The sequence below is a fragment of the Streptomyces sp. NPDC088810 genome (assembly GCF_044750305.1).
GTDB lineage: Bacteria > Actinomycetota > Actinomycetes > Streptomycetales > Streptomycetaceae > Streptomyces.
Genome location: NZ_JBIVJQ010000006.1, coordinates 382,835 through 401,258 on the forward strand (window position 1 = coordinate 382,835; position 18,424 = coordinate 401,258).

At 72.7% G+C, this 18,424-nt stretch carries 20 protein-coding genes and 1 pseudogene; 6 read left to right on the top strand and 15 right to left on the bottom strand.

Annotated elements, in window-relative coordinates:
* Nucleotides 1–13: 13 nt before the first annotated feature.
* Nucleotides 14–406 carry a RidA family protein gene (locus tag ACIP4Y_RS21990; RefSeq protein ID WP_358643542.1) on the top strand — a complete coding sequence of 131 codons (393 nt, stop codon included), beginning with the start codon at nt 14–16 and terminating at the stop codon, nt 404–406.
* 468 nt (nt 407–874) lie between these two features.
* On the opposite strand, the gene ACIP4Y_RS21995 is transcribed toward ACIP4Y_RS21990, so the two are convergent.
* The 12 genes and pseudogenes from ACIP4Y_RS21995 to ACIP4Y_RS22050 form a co-directional block, all read right to left on the bottom strand.
* Nucleotides 875–1,756 (bottom strand): DMT family transporter, encoded by an 882-nt coding sequence (locus ACIP4Y_RS21995; RefSeq protein WP_401395976.1) that lies wholly within the window; start codon nt 1,754–1,756, stop codon nt 875–877.
* Between the two features lie 503 nt (nt 1,757–2,259).
* Nucleotides 2,260–2,811, bottom strand: coding sequence for a hypothetical protein (locus ACIP4Y_RS22000; RefSeq protein ID WP_401396167.1), 552 nt, complete (start codon nt 2,809–2,811; stop codon nt 2,260–2,262).
* A gap of 63 nt (nt 2,812–2,874) precedes the next feature.
* A pseudogene (locus ACIP4Y_RS22005) lies at nt 2,875–3,495 on the bottom strand (hypothetical protein); the annotation flags it as partial.
* Nucleotides 3,492–4,202, bottom strand: coding sequence for a YqjF family protein (locus tag ACIP4Y_RS22010; protein ID WP_401395979.1), 711 nt, complete (start codon nt 4,200–4,202; stop codon nt 3,492–3,494). The pseudogene ACIP4Y_RS22005 and the gene ACIP4Y_RS22010, both read right to left, overlap by 4 nt.
* Before the next feature lie 86 nt (nt 4,203–4,288).
* A complete protein-coding gene (locus tag ACIP4Y_RS22015; RefSeq protein ID WP_358643548.1) occupies nt 4,289–4,564 on the bottom strand; it encodes a DUF4190 domain-containing protein in 276 nt (91 codons plus the stop codon).
* Nucleotide 4,565: 1 nt separating this feature from the next.
* The gene (locus ACIP4Y_RS22020; RefSeq protein WP_199833654.1) at nt 4,566–4,730 is read right to left on the bottom strand and encodes a hypothetical protein; all 165 of its coding nucleotides are present in this window, start codon (nt 4,728–4,730) and stop codon (nt 4,566–4,568) included.
* A gap of 196 nt (nt 4,731–4,926) precedes the next feature.
* Nucleotides 4,927–5,208 carry a hypothetical protein gene (locus tag ACIP4Y_RS22025; protein ID WP_358643550.1) on the bottom strand — a complete coding sequence of 94 codons (282 nt, stop codon included), beginning with the start codon at nt 5,206–5,208 and terminating at the stop codon, nt 4,927–4,929.
* Nucleotides 5,209–5,299: 91 nt separating this feature from the next.
* Nucleotides 5,300–5,980, bottom strand: a complete 681-nt coding sequence (locus ACIP4Y_RS22030; protein ID WP_401395984.1) for a maleylpyruvate isomerase N-terminal domain-containing protein — start codon at nt 5,978–5,980, stop codon at nt 5,300–5,302.
* Between the two features lie 121 nt (nt 5,981–6,101).
* The gene (locus tag ACIP4Y_RS22035; RefSeq protein ID WP_401395987.1) at nt 6,102–6,917 is read right to left on the bottom strand and encodes an ABC transporter permease; all 816 of its coding nucleotides are present in this window, start codon (nt 6,915–6,917) and stop codon (nt 6,102–6,104) included.
* A gap of 37 nt (nt 6,918–6,954) precedes the next feature.
* Entirely contained in the window at nt 6,955–7,848 is an 894-nt protein-coding gene (locus tag ACIP4Y_RS22040) for an ABC transporter permease (RefSeq protein ID WP_401395990.1), read from the bottom strand.
* Between the two features lie 3 nt (nt 7,849–7,851).
* On the bottom strand, nt 7,852–9,051 hold the full coding sequence (locus ACIP4Y_RS22045; protein WP_401395993.1) for an ABC transporter substrate-binding protein: 1,200 nt from the start codon (nt 9,049–9,051) through the stop codon (nt 7,852–7,854).
* Nucleotides 9,052–9,078: 27 nt separating this feature from the next.
* Nucleotides 9,079–10,110 carry an ABC transporter ATP-binding protein gene (locus ACIP4Y_RS22050; protein WP_401395996.1) on the bottom strand — a complete coding sequence of 344 codons (1,032 nt, stop codon included), beginning with the start codon at nt 10,108–10,110 and terminating at the stop codon, nt 9,079–9,081.
* Nucleotides 10,111–10,220: 110 nt separating this feature from the next.
* Between ACIP4Y_RS22050 and ACIP4Y_RS22055 the strand changes: the two genes are divergently transcribed.
* Nucleotides 10,221–10,961 carry a FadR/GntR family transcriptional regulator gene (locus tag ACIP4Y_RS22055; protein WP_401395999.1) on the top strand — a complete coding sequence of 247 codons (741 nt, stop codon included), beginning with the start codon at nt 10,221–10,223 and terminating at the stop codon, nt 10,959–10,961.
* A 37-nt stretch (nt 10,962–10,998) separates the two neighbouring features.
* A complete protein-coding gene (locus tag ACIP4Y_RS22060; protein ID WP_401396002.1) occupies nt 10,999–11,757 on the top strand; it encodes a cache domain-containing protein in 759 nt (252 codons plus the stop codon).
* A 76-nt stretch (nt 11,758–11,833) separates the two neighbouring features.
* On the opposite strand, the gene ACIP4Y_RS22065 is transcribed toward ACIP4Y_RS22060, so the two are convergent.
* Nucleotides 11,834–12,484, bottom strand: coding sequence for an FMN-dependent NADH-azoreductase (locus ACIP4Y_RS22065; RefSeq protein WP_401396005.1), 651 nt, complete (start codon nt 12,482–12,484; stop codon nt 11,834–11,836).
* 130 nt (nt 12,485–12,614) lie between these two features.
* Between ACIP4Y_RS22065 and ACIP4Y_RS22070 the strand changes: the two genes are divergently transcribed.
* Together ACIP4Y_RS22070 and ACIP4Y_RS22075 are read left to right on the top strand one after the other, a co-directional pair.
* The gene (locus ACIP4Y_RS22070) at nt 12,615–13,004 is read left to right on the top strand and encodes a helix-turn-helix domain-containing protein (protein WP_358643568.1); all 390 of its coding nucleotides are present in this window, start codon (nt 12,615–12,617) and stop codon (nt 13,002–13,004) included.
* 120 nt (nt 13,005–13,124) lie between these two features.
* Nucleotides 13,125–14,444: a S41 family peptidase gene (locus ACIP4Y_RS22075; protein ID WP_401396008.1), complete on the top strand. Its 1,320-nt coding sequence runs from the start codon at nt 13,125–13,127 to the stop codon at nt 14,442–14,444.
* 6 nt (nt 14,445–14,450) lie between these two features.
* Here the strand turns inward: ACIP4Y_RS22075 and ACIP4Y_RS22080 are convergent, their stop codons facing one another.
* Nucleotides 14,451–15,929, bottom strand: a complete 1,479-nt coding sequence (locus ACIP4Y_RS22080; protein WP_401396011.1) for a glutamate--cysteine ligase — start codon at nt 15,927–15,929, stop codon at nt 14,451–14,453.
* A gap of 240 nt (nt 15,930–16,169) precedes the next feature.
* Here ACIP4Y_RS22080 and ACIP4Y_RS22085 point away from each other — a divergent pair, with 240 nt between their 5' ends.
* Nucleotides 16,170–17,159: a hypothetical protein gene (locus ACIP4Y_RS22085; protein WP_401396014.1), complete on the top strand. Its 990-nt coding sequence runs from the start codon at nt 16,170–16,172 to the stop codon at nt 17,157–17,159.
* A gap of 47 nt (nt 17,160–17,206) precedes the next feature.
* Here the strand turns inward: ACIP4Y_RS22085 and ACIP4Y_RS22090 are convergent, their stop codons facing one another.
* Entirely contained in the window at nt 17,207–18,004 is a 798-nt protein-coding gene (locus ACIP4Y_RS22090; RefSeq protein ID WP_401396017.1) for an SAM-dependent methyltransferase, read from the bottom strand.
* Nucleotides 18,005–18,424 lie beyond the last annotated feature (420 nt).

An 18,424-nucleotide genomic window follows, 5' to 3' on the forward strand; every position in this document is an offset into this window, starting at 1 on the left:
TAGCGTTCGGCGCATGACGGAACGACGCGCGATCCTGAGCGGCTCCACCTTCGAGGAACAGATCGGGTACGCCCGCGCCGTGGTCGACGGGGACTGGGTGCACGTCTCCGGGACCACCGGCTTCGACTACACCACCATGACCATCTCCGACGACGTGGTGGAGCAGGCCGAACAGTGCCTGCGCAACATCGGGGCCGCACTGGCCGAGGCGGGGTGCGGCTTCGCCGACGTGGTGCGGGTGCGCTACCTGCTGCCGGACCGCGCGGACTTCGAGCCCTGCTGGCCGGTGCTGCGCCGCTGTTTCGGCGACGTCCGGCCGGCCGCCACCATGCTGGAGTGCGGCCTTGCCGACCCCCGGATGAAGATCGAGATAGAGACCTACGCCCGCCGCCCGTCCGCGACCTGAGCCGCTGTCTCGCTGGGGGCTGAGTGGCCGTTGCGTCGTGGGGTGGGCCACCGTCCCCGCTGTGGGCTGGGCCACCGCCTCCGCTGTGGGTTGAGCGACCGTCCTGCTGTGGTGCGGGCTACCGTCCTCGCCGTGAGGTGGGCCGCTGTCCCGTTGTGGGTTGTGGCCGTCCCCGCCGTGGGCTGAGTCGCCGGTCCGCCGTTGCCCGGACCGGCGGTGCCGCCGCGTCGCCGCGCCGTCGGATCAGTACTTCGCGCGGCAGCAGCCGGGGGTCAACCACCACCGGACCTCGGACTCGGCCCGAGCCGCACGAAGCGGTGCACCGGCCTGCGGTGCAGTCGGGCGAACGGGCCCCGCCGCCGAGCCTTGCCGCGAGGCGACCGAGCGGAGCACCGCCCGCCGCCAGGCCGAGACCCTGCGCGACGCGCTGACGGCCGACTGGCGTGCACCGCCGTTCCCTGAGCCGCCTCACGTCGTGGAATGCTGCTCCTCGGCCGGCACCGGCAGCACGATGATGCGCTGCACGGCCCGGCTGAGAACCAGCACACCCCCCACGATCAGCAGGGCACCGCAGGCCTCAGGCACGAGCCACCAGCCGGTGCGGATGCGCTCGTCGAAGAGGGTGATCCCCAGGGTCAGGCTGACCACCGCGTCGCCGATGGTCAGCGCGGGCTGCGCCGCCGCCAGCGGGCCGGCCTGCAGCGCGTTCTCCAGCAGCAGCACGGAGGCGACACCGGCGAGCGCGAAGCCGTACGTCTGCCAGGACCGCAGGAACGCCGAGAAGCCGTTGTCGGCGAACGTGCCGCTGGCCGACTTCAGGAGGGCGGCGGTCAGGGCGTTGCCCGTCGCGGAGGCGGCGGCCAGGAGCGCGGCGCGCCGGGCCGGCGGGCGTCCCCGGCCCGCCAGCAGCACGGCCGCGGCCATTGCGGCGACGCACAGGCACAGGGCCGGGACCCACCGGGCGACGGGCGCGTGATCGGTCGCGCCGTGCGGGGCGGCGGCGACGAGCAGCACGGCGAGGCCCGCCACACAGCCGCCCACCCCCCACCAGCCCCAGGGGGGCAGCCGCCGGTGCATCAGCGGTGCGGCGACCAACAGCGCGAAGGGCAGCTCCAGGATGAACAGCGGCTGGACCAGCGCGAGCGGGCCGTTGACCAGCGCCAGGCTCTGGAACAGCGCGGCACAGATCACGCCGGCCATGCCGATCATCCAGAAGGGCTGGCGCACCAGATCCGCGAGCAGCCGGAGCCCGCCGCGGCTGCTCGCCGAGGCCGCCTTCCGCTGGAACGCGGTGCCCACGGCGTTGCTCGCCGCTCCCGCGACGGCGAACGCCGCGGCCAGTTCGATCACGACCATCTCCTGCCTGCCGGCAGACCTCCGCGAGGAGGAACGGGTCTCTTCAGCCTACGAAAGGCCCCGCCTTGCCGCTCTGGCCGAGGGGTCGGGGGTGCGGGGTGGGCCGGGGACCGCGTCGGATGGGCGGGGAGCCCGCGTGGCGCCGGGTGGACCGGGTCAGCCGGACTGGGCGGGCCAGCAGGGGCGATCCGCCGGGTTAGTCGGGGCGATGAGGGCAGCCGGGGCGTACGAGGCCCAGGGTCGGTCGGGGAACCTGGGTCGATCGGGGCAGTCAGGGCCGGAGGCGATCGGGGCAGCCGGGCCGGTCGAGGCCGCGGGTCAGTCGGGGCAGCCGGGTCGGACAGTCGCCGGACCGGCCGTACTGGTCGGGCCGGCTGGACCGGGCGGGCAGGTACGACTGGTGGGGCCGGTCGGCCCGGTCGGAGCCGTCGGGCTGGTCGGGGCGGTTTTGGGCGGCGGGCCGGGCGGGGTGTTCGGGCCGGTGTGCCGGTGTGGGATCACGCGGCGGCCCGGCCGGGCGTGCTCAGGGCCGTCTCGGCCTCGTGTACGCGCCACTCCTCCACGGTGTCCTGCTGGCGTTCGGCCCGGTCGAGGAGCGTGTCGAGCAGGGCGGGGTCCAGGCGCTCGTCGGAGGGGGCGAGCCGGCGCAGGGTGGTCCACCCGGCCGCCTTGCCCTCCACCGCCAGCCGCAGCGCCTCGAGTTCCAGCACGGTGCTGAGCGGAGAGCGCCGTACCAGGCGGCCGTTGCCCTTCAGCCGCGCCGCCTTCTCGGCCGCCCAGCCGGCCCAGACCTTGTAGTGGCGCACGGGGACGTCCAGGTCCCGCATGATCTCCAGCAGCGTCGCCCGGTCCTCGGCGATCTCGGCGGCCACGCCGTCGAGGGCACGGCCGAGCGCGGTACCGCGGGAGGCGCGCGCCAGATGGCCGACGCGCTGGGTGCCCGCGGTGGCGCCGGCGAGGTGGTCGTTGAGGTAGATGGCGAGCAGCTTCATGTCGGTGCCGCCGGTGGGATGCGGCCGGGGCGTACGGGACCGTACCGGTCCGTTCATGACGGTCCTCCTTCGTCGTTCCTGCGGCTTCGGGCGGGGGAGTGCACGGCTCTCAGCCGCGCGCGGCACGCTCACCGTCGTGGTGACGCGTACGAGGCTCGGTGTGCGGGGCGCCGAGCCGAAACCGAACCGGACGGCGGGCTCGACCGGGGCGAGCGAGCCGAGGTCGCGCCCTTCGTGGACGGCGCTCGCCGCGGTGATCCGGTGCAGATCGCGGGCGCCGTACCACTCGCGCCGGCCGCCGCCCGCGCTCCCACGGGTCCGCGCCCCCAGCAGCACACGGGCCGGCGGGTCGGTCAGCGCCGTCCAGCCGGTCCGGGCGGCCAGCGCTCCGGGCACGGCCCTCAGCAGCACACCCGGCAGGCTTCTGCGACCGACGGTGAGACGCAGGTCGAGCAGCGCACCGGCGGTCACCGCCCAGTGGTCGCCGGCGACGCGGACCCGTACCGGCACGATCCGTACCTCGTCGAAGGCGTAGGTGCCGGCGATGAAGTCCGCCGTGCGCCGGGTCGGGGCCAGCAGCAGACGGTGGCCGTCCTCCCGCTCGAGCATCACGTCGCTGAACGGGCCGAACGGCGAGCGGGGCCAGTGGCCGAGCACCACACGGGTCCCGGAGGCCGTACCGATACCGGCGATCCAGCCGTCGAAGCGCAGCCGGGCGGGGCCCGGTGGGTTCCGGTTCATCCGTCCGGGGCCGCACCGTCGAGGGCCCTGCCGCGGCGCCGTACCGGGTGCGAGACGCCCAGGCGCACGTTGCGGACCCCGTCCGAGAAGTGCACGACCGGCTCCGTCACGGGCGGGGGCAGTCCCGCGACCCGGGTGACCGTCTCCGACAGCGCGTCGAGGCGCGCCTCGCGCAAGGGCCACGGGGCGTGTTCGACGGGGGTCTCCCAGAGGGCGCCGAGCTGCCGGGTGAAGGCCCGCCAGCGCGAGGTCAGCCACACGTCCCGGCGGCTGGGCCGGATCGGCTCGCCCGGCCGGACCGACAGGCTGTACCCGGGGCCGCCGCCCCGCCGCGCGCCGCTGTAGGCCACCACGCCGTCGCGCCGCGCCAGCTCCAGGCGGCCGACGTGATACGGCACCCCCACCGCGCGGGCGGCCAGCATCACCGGGCAGGCCACCTCGATGGACAGGAACCACAGCCCCTGCCCGCCGTCCGGGCCCCGCACGTAGGTGCGCAGGTTGGTCTCCGCGAAAGAGGGAAGGGCGGCGGGTGAGCCGGGCGGGCGCACCCCGGCCATGACGAACGGTGTGAGGCTCACCCACGCCGAACCGTCGTACGTGTCCACGGTGAGCCCGCGCGGGAGGAGCGACTGGATCCGAGCGGGCGGGTAGGCCCAGTGCACGAACGTCTGGGTCAGCCAGTCGGCTCGCAGCGCCGGCACGTGCACACGGTGAGGGGGTCCATACGAGACCACGGGCACCGACTCCCCCGGAGCGCGGCCCCGAAACCCGGGGCGCCGTGCCAACGGCGCGCTCAGCCGCCCCACACGGACCAGGACGCCGTTCCGTGCGCGGACGCCAGGACGGCGAGCAGGACCAGGTCCGCGATGCCCAGTCCCAGCCCGAGGAGGGCGCGGAACCGGCGGGGGGTGTCCCGCCGCAGGGCGATGACGGCCAGCACGATGGCGATGGGGCCGAGGACGAGGTTGAGGACGAGCAGTCCGACGAGTCCGAGGACGAAGGAGGCCACGGCCATGCCCTCGGTGTCCCGCCGGCCCGTCCGGTACGAGGGGGGAGCGGTCAGCCGCATGTCAGACCCTCCTCGTCCGGTTGCGGCGCCGTCGTTCGCGGCCCGCGAAGACGACGAGCCAGACGGCGATGAGCGAGCCGAGCACCAGCGTGAGGGGCCAGGGGAGATAGGCGGCCGTTCCCACGACGAGGCCCAGCAGGAGCAGGGCGACGACCAGGAAGAGCACGGCTACCTCCCCGCTCCGCGGACCGCTGCGGTGGTGTCCGGGCACGGCGGTTTTCGCGCCGGTACCGTCGCCTGTTTGCTCGGCTGCTGCGGCTGCTGGGTCCGCTTCTTCAACGCGTTCATGACATCGCGGGTCACCCGCGAACGCCGTCTCACGCAGCCCTTCCCGACGGGCCGTCAGCAGCACCGGCCCCGGCTCAGGTCGCGCGTGTTCCGCCACCTCGGCGGATACGGCCCAGCAGATCCCGGTGGTAGGCGGCGAGTTGACCGGCCGGCACCGGTGCGGGACTGCCGGCGAGGGTGTACCAGGTGTCGCTACCGGAATGCTGGATGGCGACCCGCGCACTGTGGCCGTCGGCCAGGAGGATGGTGGCGACGGTGAGGTCGCCGGTGATGACGCCGACCTCGGCGGTCAGCGCCCCGCCGGGACCGGCCGTGACCCGGTCGACGTAACTGTTGATGCTGGGAGGGTTGTTCATGGGGCGCAGGTTTCCATCAACCCGGCCGCGATGCCCCGCACCGCGCAGGTGTCGCCCGCGCGTGTCCCCACGTTGGGCGTGCGGCCGGGCCTCAGCCGAACAGCGGGAGCCGGTCCGCCGCCGCACCGAGGGCGGCGCGTTCGGCGGCGGTCGGCCCGGCCCGTCCGGTGCCCACGCGCGCGTAGCGCTCGTCGCTCCAGTCCGCCGGGGCGGCCCCGCCGAGCAGACCGTCGAGGGTGGCACGCACCGCCGTCAGGCCCTCGGGCGAGGGGCCGGCGGCGAGCGGGAGCCGGACGGTCAGGTCGAGATGGTGGACGGTCGCCTCCACCGCCAGCGTGGTGATCAGGTCGCCGGCCGTCAGCACGTGCCCCTGGGTGGCCACGCGCCGGGCCGGATCGGCCGCGTCCGCCGCGTGCACGGCCGCCGCCAGCGTCTCCAGATACAGCTCCTGCAACTGACCGAAGACCAGGAACATGCTCCCGTTCACCCGCGCCCAGCGCCGCCCGTTCGCCGCGCCGGCGGTGTCCGGCCGCCAGTCCTGCCAGTACGTCACCGCGTCCCGGTCGACGGGCTCGTCCGACGGCGTGTGCAGGGCCACGAGTCCGCGCTGGGCGTCCTGCAGACAGTGGAAGACGAGGTCGCGGACCGCCCAGCCCGTGCAGCCGGTCGGCAACCAGGACTCCTCGTCACCCAGCCCCGCGACGACGGCCGAGGCGGCCTCGTAGGCGGCGCGCAACGTCCGTGCCGGTGCCGTGATGCGTGCAGTGGTCATGCGATCTCCCCGGCGTGTGCCTGCGATACGTCCGGGTACCCACCCCCAGCGTCGCCCGCGCCTTGCGGTAGGCCCGCAGGCTGGAATCCCTGCGGTGGCCGAACGCGCAAGGCGCGGGTGTTCACACCCGGCTCGACGTGGCGGTGCCGGCGGACAGCCGCTGGGCGACGTAGATCGGGATGACCGACAGCAGGACCAGTACGGCGGCCACGACGTTCACCACCGGCGCCTGCCGGGGGCGGGTCATGTTGCCGAAGATCCAGATGGGGAGGGTCTCGATGCCCGGCCCCGCGGTGAACGTGGTGACCACGATCTCGTCGAAGGACAGGGCGAAGGCGAGCAGACCGCCCGCCAGCAGCGCGGAGCGGACGAGCGGGAAGGTGACGTCGGCGAAGGCGCGGAAGGTGGTGGCGCCGAGGTCCATGGCCGCCTCCTCGTAGGAGGAGGCCGTACGGCGCAGCCGGGCCACCACGTTGTTGAAGACCACGACGATGCAGAAGGTGGCGTGCCCGACGATCACGGTGAACAGCCCGAGACCCACGCCGAGCGGCGCCAGGACCGTGCTGAACGCCGAATTGAGGGCGATGCCCGTGACGATGCCGGGCAGGGCGATCGGCAGGACCACGACGAAGGAGACGGTGTCGCGGCCGAAGAAGCGGTGCCGGGCCACGGCGAAGGCGATCAGGGTGCCGAGGACCAACGCGATGGCGGTCGCCCCCAGCCCCGCCTTCACCGAGGTCCACAGCGCCGCGCGGGCACCGGAGTTGTCCGCCGCCACCGACCACCAGTGCAGGGTGAGCCCCGGCGGTGGCCAGCTCGCGCTGCGGTCGGGGTTCAGGGAGTTGACCAGGACGAGCAGCAGCGGGACGTAGATCACCGCGAACCCGAGCCCGGCGCCGATGCGCAGGGCGATGCGCGCGGTGCGGCTGAGGTGCATGACGCTCTTCTCCTCCAGGTTCTCCAGGCGTGCGGGGCTACAGGCTGTTGAGGGCGCCCGTGCGGCGGATCGCCAGCAGATACAGGACGATCACGGCCACGGGCACGGTGCCCAGCGCGGCGGCCATGGGCAGGTTGAGTTCGATGTTGGAGTACACGAGGTTGCCGATCAGCTGCGTCTTGCCGCCGACGATCTGCACGGTGATGTAGTCGCCGAGGCTGAGCGAGAAGGTGAACACCGAGCCGGCGGCGACCGACGGCAGCACCATGGGCAGCACCACCGAGCGGAAGGTCCGTCCCGCCCGCGCCCCGAGGTCGGCGGAGGCGTCCAGCAGGTGGGCCGGGAGCTGCTCCAGGGCCGTGTGGATCGGCAGGATCATGTACGGCAGCCAGAGGTAGGTCAGGGTGAGGACCGTGGCGGGCAGGCCGTAGCCGGGGCCGCTCAGGCCGAACGGCGCGAGCATCCAGTCGGCGAGGCCGCCCTCGGAGAGGATCAGCCGCCAGGCGTACACCTTGACCAGGTAACTCGCCCACAGCGGGGTGAGGATCGCCACGACGAGCAGCGGTCGCCACGCCGGCCGGGCCACGCGGGCGGTGTAGAACGCGACCGGGAAGGCGATCACCGCGCACAGCACGGTCACCGCGAGGGCCACCCCGACGCTGCGCAGGACGACCTGGCGGAAGACGGGGGTGGTGAACAGCGCGCGGAAGTTGTCCGTCGACCAGACCTTCACCACCTGGGAGGTGAAGGAGTCCGTGGTCCAGAAGGCGGAGACGAACAGGACCGCCAGCGCGCCGAGGTAGAGGACGGTGAGCCACAGCAGCGGGGCGGTGAGCAGGAGGGCCAGGCGCAGCCGGGGCCTGCGGTGCAGGGTTCCGGCGAGCCGCCGGACGGTGCCCCGGCCGGCGGCGGTCGGCACGTCGGTGGTCACGGCTCAGCCCTTGATCTCGGTCCAGGCCTGCACCCACCTGGCGTACGGCACGCACTTCACGTCCGTGCGGCCGTCCAGGCACTGCTCGATGGGCGTGTTCCAGAAGGCGATCCGCTTCCAGTAGTTCTCGTCGGCGGCGTGGTAGACGGTGCAGAAGTTCTTGTCCGAGGTCTGCGCGCACGCCTTGGAGTTGGCCGGGGCCTCGCCGAAGTACTCGGCGACCTGGGCGTTGACCTTGGGGGAGACGATCCAGTCGAGCCACTTGTAGGCGCAGTTGGGGTGCTTGGCCTTCGCGGAGACCATCCAGGTGTCCGACCAGCCGGTCGAACCCTCCTCCGGGACCAGCGCCTTGACCTTCGCGCCCTCGGAGGAGGCGAGGTTGGCGATGACCTGCCAGGTCGTGCCGACCACCGAGTCACCGCTCTTGAAGGCGGAGACCTCCTTCAGGTAGTCGCTCCAGTACTCGCCGACGTCCGCGTTCTGCCGCTTGAGCAGCGCCACGGCCGCGTCGAACTGCTTCTGGTCGAGGGCGTACGGGTCCTTGATCTTCAACTCGGGTTTGGTGGCCTTCAGGTACAGGGCCGCGTCGGCGATGTAGATCGGCGAGTCGTACGCGGTGACGTGCCCCTTGTACCGCGAGGCGTCGTCGAAGACGGCCGACCAGGAGGTGGGCGCCGGCTTGACCTTCGCGGTGTCGTACATCAGCAGGTTGGCGCCCCGGCCGTGCGGGATGCCGTACATCTTCCCCTTGACGGAGTTCCAGGCGCCGTTCTTCAACCCCTCGAAGACGTCCTTGTAGTTGGGGACCAGGTCGGTGTTGACGGGGGCCGCCTCACCGGAGGCGATCAGGCGCAGAGAGGCGTCGCCGGAGGCGGAAACGGCGTCGTACTCGCCGGTCTTCATCAGCTTCACCATCTCGTCCGAGCTGGCGGCGACCTTGGAGTGGACCTGGCAGCCCGTCCGCTTCTCGAAGTCGCCGACCCAGTCCGCCTTGGGGTCGTTGGAGCCGTCCTCGACATAGCCGGCCCAGGCGATCAGGTTGACCTGACCCTCGGTCGTGCCGAGCTTCGTCGGTGCCTTGAGGTCGGGCGGGTTGAGGCCGGTGGCGGACGTACCGCCGGAGCCGGTGGAGTCGCAGGCGGTGGCGAGCAGCAGGGCGGCGGCGCAGACGGCCGAGGAGCGCAGGGTACGGGTGAGGCGCACGGCGTTCTCCAGGGGGAGGGGACGGTGTCAGGAGGGCAGGCGGACGGCGTGCCGGCGGTGCCACTGGAGGCGGACCCGGGTGCCGCGGTAGGCGGCGACGTCGGCGGAGGAGGTCTCCAGGTTCTGCTGGAGCGCGGTGAGCCGGCCGCCGCCGTCCAGGTCGACCAGGAAGCGGGTGGCGTCGCCGAGGTAGACGACCTCGGCGACGGTGCCGGTGGCGGTGGTGTGCCCGGGCTCGTCCGGCTCGGCGGCGTCCTTCAGGACGCGGATCTTCTCCGGGCGGATGTTGTAGGTGCCCGGGGAGCCGGTGATCCGGTGGGCCGCCTCGCCTTCGAGGAGGTTGGAGGTGCCGACGAAGGAGGCGACGAACGGGGTCGCAGGGCGCTCGTAGATCTCCGCGGGGGTGCCGATCTGGGCGATGCGGCCCTGGTCGAAGACGGCGATCCGGTCGCTCATCGTCAGGGCCTCCTCCTGGTCGTGGGTGACGAAGACGAAGGTGATGCCCACCTCGCGCTGGATCGCCTTGAGTTCGACCTGCATCTGCTCGCGCAGCTTCAGGTCGAGGGCGCCGAGCGGCTCGTCCAGCAGCAGCACGCGGGGCCGGCCGACGAGGGCGCGGGCGAGGGCGACGCGCTGGCGCTGCCCGCCGGACAGCTGGGCGGGCCGGCGCTGGCCGTAGCCTTCGAGGCGGACCTCGGCGAGTGCCTTGCGGGCGCGGACCAGGCGTTCGGCCTTGGGCACCTTGCGGACCTTGAGCCCGTAGGCGACGTTCTGCTCGACCGTCATGTGCGGGAAGAGCGCGTAGTCCTGGAAGACGGTGTGTACGTCCCGCTCGAACGGGGCCAGGCCGGTGACCTCCTGTCCGGCGAGTTCGATCCGGCCCTGGTCCGGTGTCTCGAACCCGGCGACGAGCCGCAGGACCGTCGTCTTGCCGGAGCCGGACGGGCCGAGCATCGAGAAGAACTCGCCGTCCCGGATCTCCAGGTCGACCCCGGCCACGGCGGTGCTCTCGCCGAACGACTTGCGCAGGCCCTGCAACCGGATCGCAATCCCCTGCATGCGGGAACCTTTCTGGCGCGCTGAACGTTGACCGCAAACATATGAAGTCATAGGTCATAGCTCAAGGTCCCCTTAGGGTAAAGCTTGAGTCAACGCACGAGGTGGTGACCGTGAGGCAGCACGAGATCGACGCAGGCGCCCGCAAGGCCGTCTTCAGTCCGGTGGACAACCGGGCCCGCGTGGACGCGGTCGTCCGCCGCATAGGCGACGCCATCGACCTGGGCCTCCTCGCCGACGGTGAGCAGCTCCCCGGCGAGAGCGAACTGGCCGGCCGGCTCGGCGTCTCCACGGTCACCCTGCGCGAGGCGCTCATGGCGTTGCGGCAGCAGGGCCTGGTCACCACCCGCCGGGGCCGCGGCGGCGGCAGCTTCGTCTCGCTGCCCGAGATCCCCGCCGACGACCGGCTCAGGTCCCGGCTGCGCGGCTGGAGCACCGAGGAGCTGCGCGACCTCGGCGACCACTGGGCCGCCTTGTCCGGTGCCGCCGCCCGGCTCGCCGCCCAGCGCACCGAACCCGCGGACCTCCAGCCGCTGCGCCGCACGGCCGGGGAACTGGCGGAGGCCGGGGACACGGCGGCGCGCAGCCGGCTGTACGGCCGCTTCCACGTCGAACTCGCCGCCGCCGCCCAGTCGGCCCGGCTCACCCGCGAACAGGTCGCCCTGCAGAGCGAGGTGGGCGCCCTGCTGTGTCTCGTCCTGGCCGACGACGCATATCGTGAAGAAGTTGCGGAGCGTCACCGCTCCGTGATCTCCGCCGTGCAGGATGGGGCCCACGAAACGGCCGGCACGCTGGCCGAGCGGTGCGTCAGGGAGTCGACGGCGCGGCTCGTCGCCGTACGTCTCGCGCTCTGACCGCGCCGCGTCCGGTTCCCGTCCGCTGGAGGACACGATGGGCGTCAGCCCCGGGGCCACCGTCGCCACGGACCCGGAGACACGGGTGGCCGCGCAGGTGTGCGGCGCGCTGGAGGCCGTCTTCGCGGCGGTCGCCGCCACCCGGGCCGACACCGCGGCCCTGCTGCACCGGGTGGCCGCCGAGGGCCGCAGGCCCGCCAGCCGCGACCTCGCCGCCCTGCGTCCCGGACTGCATCTGCGGCTGCGGCACGAGGAACTCGTCTCCGGTGTCGGCTTCGTCGCGGCCCCCGGCCTGCTGGCCGACGTACCGGCCTGGCTGGAATGGTGGCAGACGGGCGCCGACGGCGCCGTACGCCCGCTCCTGCTCGATCTCGACCCCGGCCGGTCGGCCTACTCCGACTACACGCACTGGGACTGGTTCGCGCTGCCCCGCGACACCGGGCGCCGGGCCGTGGCCGGACCCTACGTGGACTACCTCTGCTCCGACGAGTACAGCCTCACCCTGTCCCAACCGGTGCGGATCCGAGGGCGGTTCGCCGGAGTGGCCGCGGCCGACGTGTATCTGCGGCACTTCGAGGCGGCCGTGCTGCCGCTGCTGCGGGGACTGCCCCGGCCGGCCCGTCTGGTGAACGCCCGCGGCCGGGTCGCCGCCTCCGCCGACCCCGCCCATCTGGCCGGCTCCCTCACCAAGGGCCCGGACTTCGGCGAAGTCCTCACCGCCGCGCGGCCCGGTGTGTACGACGGCCTGCGGCTGGTGCCGTGCCGGGGCGTCCCCCTGGTGCTGGTCCTGGCCTGAACGCGGCCGTGCGCACCACGGACCCCGGGCCGGCGCGGTGCCGGTCCGGGGTCCGCGGTGCGGTACGGGGGGACGCTCAGGCGGCGAGACGCTCCGCCAGCTGCCGGGCCTTGGCGGCCGCGGCCTCGAAGGCACGGTCACGGGAGGCCTCGTACAGCGGGACCAGCTCGGCCATCGCCGGGTTCTTCGTCGCCATGGTCAGCTCCGGGACGATGAACTCCAGGTCCAGGCCGAGGGCGTCGGCCAGGACGGCCTTGAGGTAGTTCTGCACGTACTCGTAGCCCTCGCGCGGGGTGCCCGGCGCGTACGAGCCGCCCCGGCTGGCGATGACGGTGACCGGGGTGCCCTTGGCGGACGGGTTCTCGCCCGCGGTGCGGCCCATGAGGATCACGTTGTCCAGCCAGGCCTTGAGGGTCGACGGGATCGTGTAGTTGTACATCGGGGCGCCGATCAGGATCGCGTCGGCCTGCTCCAGCTCCTCGATCAGCTTCACGCGCTCGGCGAAGACGGCGGCCTGCTCGGGCGTGTGCGCGCTCTGCGGTACGAAGCCGGCGAGGTGGGCCTCGGCGGTGATGTGCGGAACGGGCTCGGCCGCCAGGTCGCGGTAGATGACCGTGCCCTGCGGGTGCTGCTCCTCCCAGTGCTTGCGGAAGGCCTCCGTCACGGCGCGGGACGCCGACGCCTCGGCCGGGAAAACGGACGAATCGATGTGCAGCAGGGTGGCCATGTATGTCTCCAGAGAAGCTCAGGACAGCCGGACGCCGCAGCGCGCTCGGCTCACGTTTAGTACTGGACTATGTTTAACACACTGACTTACTTTTTCTCAGCCCCATACCGGGAAGTAGTACCCTGAGGTCATGGCGGCGGAGCAGAACCACGACAGCGCGGCGTGCAAGCGGGTGGACGATGGCATCACCCGGGTCTTCCAGCTGCTCGGCAAACGCTGGAGCGGCCCGATCGTGGCCGTCCTGGTGGAGCAGCCCGCGTACTTCGCCGATCTCCGGCGTGCCATCCCCGGCATCAGCGAACGCATGCTGTCCGACCGGCTCGCCGAACTCGGCGCGGCCGGCCTCGTCCTGCGCGAGGTCGACGAGGGCCCCCCGCTGCGCGTGTCCTACCGGCTGACCGATGCGGGCGCGGCCCTGGAGCCCGCCCTCCGCGCACTCGCCGAGTGGGCGAAGTTCCATCTGCCGGAGGCGTCGGCCTGCCCCGAGACGAGCCTGGAGCGGCCCGCCGTACACCGCTAGCGTCGGCTGCGCCCTGGGGCTGTCCCCCGGGCCGGAGCGCCGGTCCGCCGGATGGCGGGGGAGCCGGGGCGTCCGACACGGTGGGGGTCCGCCCACCCGCCCGACCCGGAGGACCCCACCGTGCGCATCGTCACGGCCGTCGCCGCCGCCCTCACCATCGCCGCCACCGCCTTACCCGCCGCCTCCGCCGCGCCGGCCGGCCCGCCCGCCACCGACGGGGTGTGGCGCACCGACGGCTACGGCACCCTGTTCGTCCTCGGCGGGGGAGCCCTGCGGGAGTACCAGACCACCTCCCTCAGCTGCATCGAGGGCGACTCCGCACGGCAGACCGGCCCCGGCAGCTACCTCACGGCCGACGGCACCGCACTCACCGTACGGACCACCCCCGACCGCGTTCACGCCCGGCTCGCCGCGGACAGCGCCGTCGGGCACCGGCGGCTGACCCGGCTCCGGGCCCTGCCCGCGAACTGCACCCGGCCCGCGTCCGCAGACCCGCGGACAAGCTTCGACGTGCTGTGGCAGACCTTCGAGGAGAACTACCCCTTCTTCACGCAGAAGGGCGTCGACTGGCACGCCGTCCGCGACCGGTACCGGCCCCAGGTGCACCCCGACACCACCAAGGCCGAACTCTTCGGCATCTTCAGCCGCTTCGCCGAGGTACGGCCAGGCACTGAGCTGCCGAGCAAGGAACTGGACGCCAAGGCCAAGCAGTTCATTGTCACCCGCGATCTCCACGACGCCGTGCACCGGCAGGACTTCGCCGCGGGCCGGATCACCTACGCCGACCTGCCCGGCGACCTCGGCTACCTGCGGATCTCCGGCTTCGGCGGCTACGCCGGCGACGGCGCGCCGTTCACCGCCGAGCGGGCGGAACTCGACCGGACGCTCGACACCGTCCTGACCCCGGCCCGCACCCGGCGCCTGCACGGCCTGATCATCGACCTGCGCGTGAACGGCGGCGGCTCCGACGCCCTCGGCGTCCGCATCGCCGCCCGGCTGACCGACACCCCGTACACCGCGTACGCCAAACGCGCCCGCAACGACCCGGCCGATCCCACCCGGCACACCCGGCCCGAACCCGTGCCCGTCGTCCCGGCCCGCGCGCCCCGGTACACCGGCCCGGTCGCCGTCCTCACCGGCGGATCGACCGTCAGCGCCGGCGAGACCTTCACCCAGGCCCTGCTCGACCGCCCCGGACGCACCGTGCGGATCGGACAGCCCACCCAGGGCGTCTTTTCGGACGTCATGATGCGCGCCCTCCCCGACGGCATGCTCTTCATCCTGCCGAACGAGGAGTACCTGACCCGCACCGGCCGCACCTTCGACGGTACGGGCATCCCGCCGCAGCTGACCGAACCGGTCTTCACCGAGGAGGAGTTCAGGCAGAACCGCGACTCGGCGTTCGACCGCGCGGTGAGCGTCCTGCGCCCGCGCCGCTGACCCCGCTCAGTCCACCGGCCAGGTGTGCACCGGGGCGTTGAGATGCATGTAGTCGATGTACACCTGGGTCATCCGGCGCAGCGCCTCGTGCCGGCCGGCGTGCGTGGTGCCGGCGACGTGATGGAACATCTCCTTCTGCCACACCGCTCCGTTGCGTGCCGTCACACAGCGCTGCTCGATGACGCCGAGCAGCGGCTCCCGCCACGCCGCGTCCATGCCGGAGTGCTCCAGCCCGCGGTGCGCGAGCGGCAGCAGCCGCCGCAGCACCAGCTCCGGCACCGGCACTTCACCCATCCCGGGCCAGTACAGCAGCGCGTCGATGCCCTGCCGGGCGGCGGCGTGCAGATTGTCCTCGGCGGCCGCGAAGGACATCCGCGACCACACCGGCCGGTCCTCCTCCACCAGGGCGCGGGTCAGCCCGTAGTAGAACGCACCGTTCGCGAGGGTGTCGGCCACCGTGGGTCCGGCCGGCAGCACCCGGTTCTCCACCCGGATGTGCGGCAGGTCGTTCGCGACGGCGTACACCGGCCGGTTCCAGCGGTAGATCGTGCCGTTGTGCAGGGTGAGTTCGGACAGCTCGGGGGTGTCGCCGCGGTCCAGCGTCTCCACCGGATCCTGCTCGTCGCACAGAGGGAGCAGGGCCGGGAAGTAGCGCAGGTTCTCCTCGAACAGGTCGAAGACGCTGGTGATCCAGCGCTCCCCGAACCACACCCGCGGCCGGACCCCCTGCACCTTGATCTCCTCCGGGCGGGTGTCGGTGGCCTGCTCGAACAGCGGGATCCGCGTCTCGTGCCACAGCTCCTTGCCGAACAGGAACGGGGAGTTCGCCGCGAGCGCCACCTGCACCCCGGAGATCGCCTGCGCCGCGTTCCAGTAGCCGGCGAACTCCTCCGGCGACACCTGCAGATGGAACTGCGTGCTGGTGCACGCGGCCTCCGGTGTGATGGTGTCCGCATACGTCCGCAGGCGGTCGGCCCCGTCGATCTCGATGCGCAGGTCCTCGCCGCGGGCCGCGAAGATCTGGTCGTTGAGCAGCCGGTAGCGGGGGTTCTCCGACAGGGCCTCCTCGGTGATGTCCTCCTGCCGCAACGTGGGCAGGATCCCGACCATGAGCAGCCGGGCGCCGACCGACCGGGCGCGCTGGTCAGCGTGGTTCAGCGCGGCCCGGATCTCCGACTCCCAGGCGTCCGGACCGCCCGCCGTCAGCCGCCGGGGCGGGACGTTGATCTCCAGGTTGAACCGGCCCAGCTCGGTGGACCAGAACGGGTCGGAGATCGCCTCCAGCACATCGGTGTTGCGCATCGCCGGCTCGGCCCCGTCGTCCACCAGGTTCAGCTCTATCTCCAGGCCGACCTGCGGCCGCTCCGACTCGAACCGCGCCTCGCGCAGCATCTGCGCCAGCGCGTCCAGGCACTCGTGCATCTTGATCCGGTACCGGCGGCGGTCCTCGCGGGTGAAGACGAGCGCCGGGACGTCGCGCCCCATCGGCCCTCCAGGTCCCCTCGTCGGACACCTCTCCACCCAGCGTCGCACCATCGCCCGAGGGGCACCAAGCGAGTGGGGGGCGCGGAGGTAAGGGCGTGCCGGGCGGTGTGCGGGCGTAACCGAGCGGAAGTGCGGATTCTCCTTGTTGTGCGGGCCGATCATGCGTCCGCGCCTTCCTCCCCGTGATCACTTGTCAGTAGGGTGCGGCAGTCCACACGCACCGCCTTCGAAGGAGCCCTCGTGTCCGCGCCCTCAGCCCGCCCCTCCCGCCGCCATCTGCTGACCGGGAGCGCCGGCCTGGCGCTCGCCGCCTCCGCCGCGTCGGTGGTCTCGCCGCCCCGGGCCGCCGCGGCCGAACCGAAGTCCGCCGCGCTGTACCCGCTCAAGCCGACACACCTGCTGGAGGCCGAGACGCTGGTGGAGTACCTGCGGCTGCGTGCCAACCCCTGGGACCACAACCGGTACAACGTGGAGACCGACGGCAGGACCCTGGGCAGAACCACGGTGACCTGGGGCCGTCCCGGACACCCGGAGGAGTTCGAGAACCTGTCCCAGTGCGCGTCGTTCATGACGCTGCTGCTGGAGCGCGCCTACGGCGCCGACACCGCCTACGGCTGGGCCACCCCGTCCTACTTCGACCAGTACTTCCCGACCAAGGGCGCCCCGGCCGGCACCACCCGCACCGGTACCTACCCCACCGCAGAGGACCTCCAGGCCGGTTTCCTCAACGCCTCCGACGTGCCGCACTTCGACCCGGTGACCAAGCCGGTCAACCTGCGCCCCGGTGACATCGTGGCCTGGGACAAGAACCCGGACGAGAAGACCGTCCCCTACACCGGGCACACCGTGATGATCCGCGCCTACCTGGGGACCTACGCCTCCTCCGTCGACAGCAAGCTCGACATACCCGGTGTCGTCCCGCACCTCTTCCAGATCGTCGACTGCACCGACAACCCGCACGGCGGCCCGGACCTCGCCAGCCAGACCAGCATCGACCGCTACCGGGCCTACCCCGACACACGGGCCGAGCTGAGCGACGACAACCGCACCTGGACGCAGCACAACGGCGTGGGCTACGGCCACATGGTCTTCTACGCCGACCCTGCCACGGGCCTCTTCGCGGGGTACCGCTGGAGCCTCAACAGCTCCCAGCCGTACCCGGCGGTGGCGCAGCCGGTCGAGGGCAAGCGGCAGATCGCCGCGGGGCGCGTCAACGCGTTCGTGGTGTAGGACGGCACTGCCGGCGGACCGGGCCCGGCGACCGACACCCCGGCCGGTCAGGCGGTCTTGCGGGCCACGCCGCCGTAGAAGCCGATCTCCTCGGACCGGGGCGGCGGCGGGGTGTCCGGGCGCCAGTACGGGACCTGGGCCAGGCCCGGCTCGACCAGGTCGAAGCCGTCGAAGAACAGCTCCACCTCGGCGCGGGTACGCAGGTTCAGGGAGGCGGTCGCCCTGGTGTAGACCGCCTGGGCGGCGCTGCGGTCGGCGAAGTCGCCGGTGGCGTGCGAGAGCACCAGGAAGCTGCCGGCCGGCAGCGCGTCGCGCAACGTGGCGACGATCTCCTCTGGCCGGTCCGCGTCGGTGAGGAAGTGCAGGACGGCGACGAGAAGCAGGGCGACCGGCTGGTCGAAGTCGATGAGCCGGCGGACGTCGCGGTGGTCCAGGACCGACCGTGGGTCCCGCAGGTCGCCGAGGATGATGCGGGTGGTCCCGGAGCGGCTGAGCAGGGCGTTGCCGTGCGCGGCCACGATCGGGTCGTTGTCGACGTAGGCCACGCGGACGTCCGGTGCCACCGACTGGGCGACCTCGTGCACGTTCGGCGACGTGGGCAGGCCGGTGCCGATGTCCAGGATCTGGCGGACCCCGCTGCCGACCACGTACCGGACGGCGCGCTGCAGGAAGGCACGGTTCGCCCGGACACCGATCCGCGCCTCGGGTGCCGCGGCGGCGAGTTCGTCGCCCGCCCGCTGGTCCACCTCGTAGTTGTCCCTGCCGCCCAGTAGATAGTCGTAGATCCGGGCGGGATGCGGTCTGCTGGTGTCGATGCCCACGGCCTCGAAGCCGTCCTGTGTCACGCCGAGCTCCTCTCCACGACCGGCACGCCTCGCTCCGCACACGGCCGGGCACAGCCTCCCACGCCACCTTCAAACTTCCGCGCGCACCTTGGGAGTTCCCGCAGAGGTGATCCGGTCGGGCGGTGCCGTGGACGGGGCGGCGGTGTGGGCCGACCGTGCCGCCTCACCCGGCCGGACCCGTCGGGCTGGCGCGTGCGGGCGCGGTGCCGGAGGGTCGGAACAGGATCGATCATCGGAGGGTCTGCGACGGGACCGGTGGTTCGGTACGTCCGCCGAGGTCGTGAACCCCACGGACCGGCACGCCGCCTCGGCCCCGAGCGGCGGTGGGCCGACCGGCAGGGACGGGGAACGGTGAATCCATGCGCTCGGGCCGTTCCCCGCCCCGTCGGACTCCGGCTGGTGACCGGGACCCGGCGACGG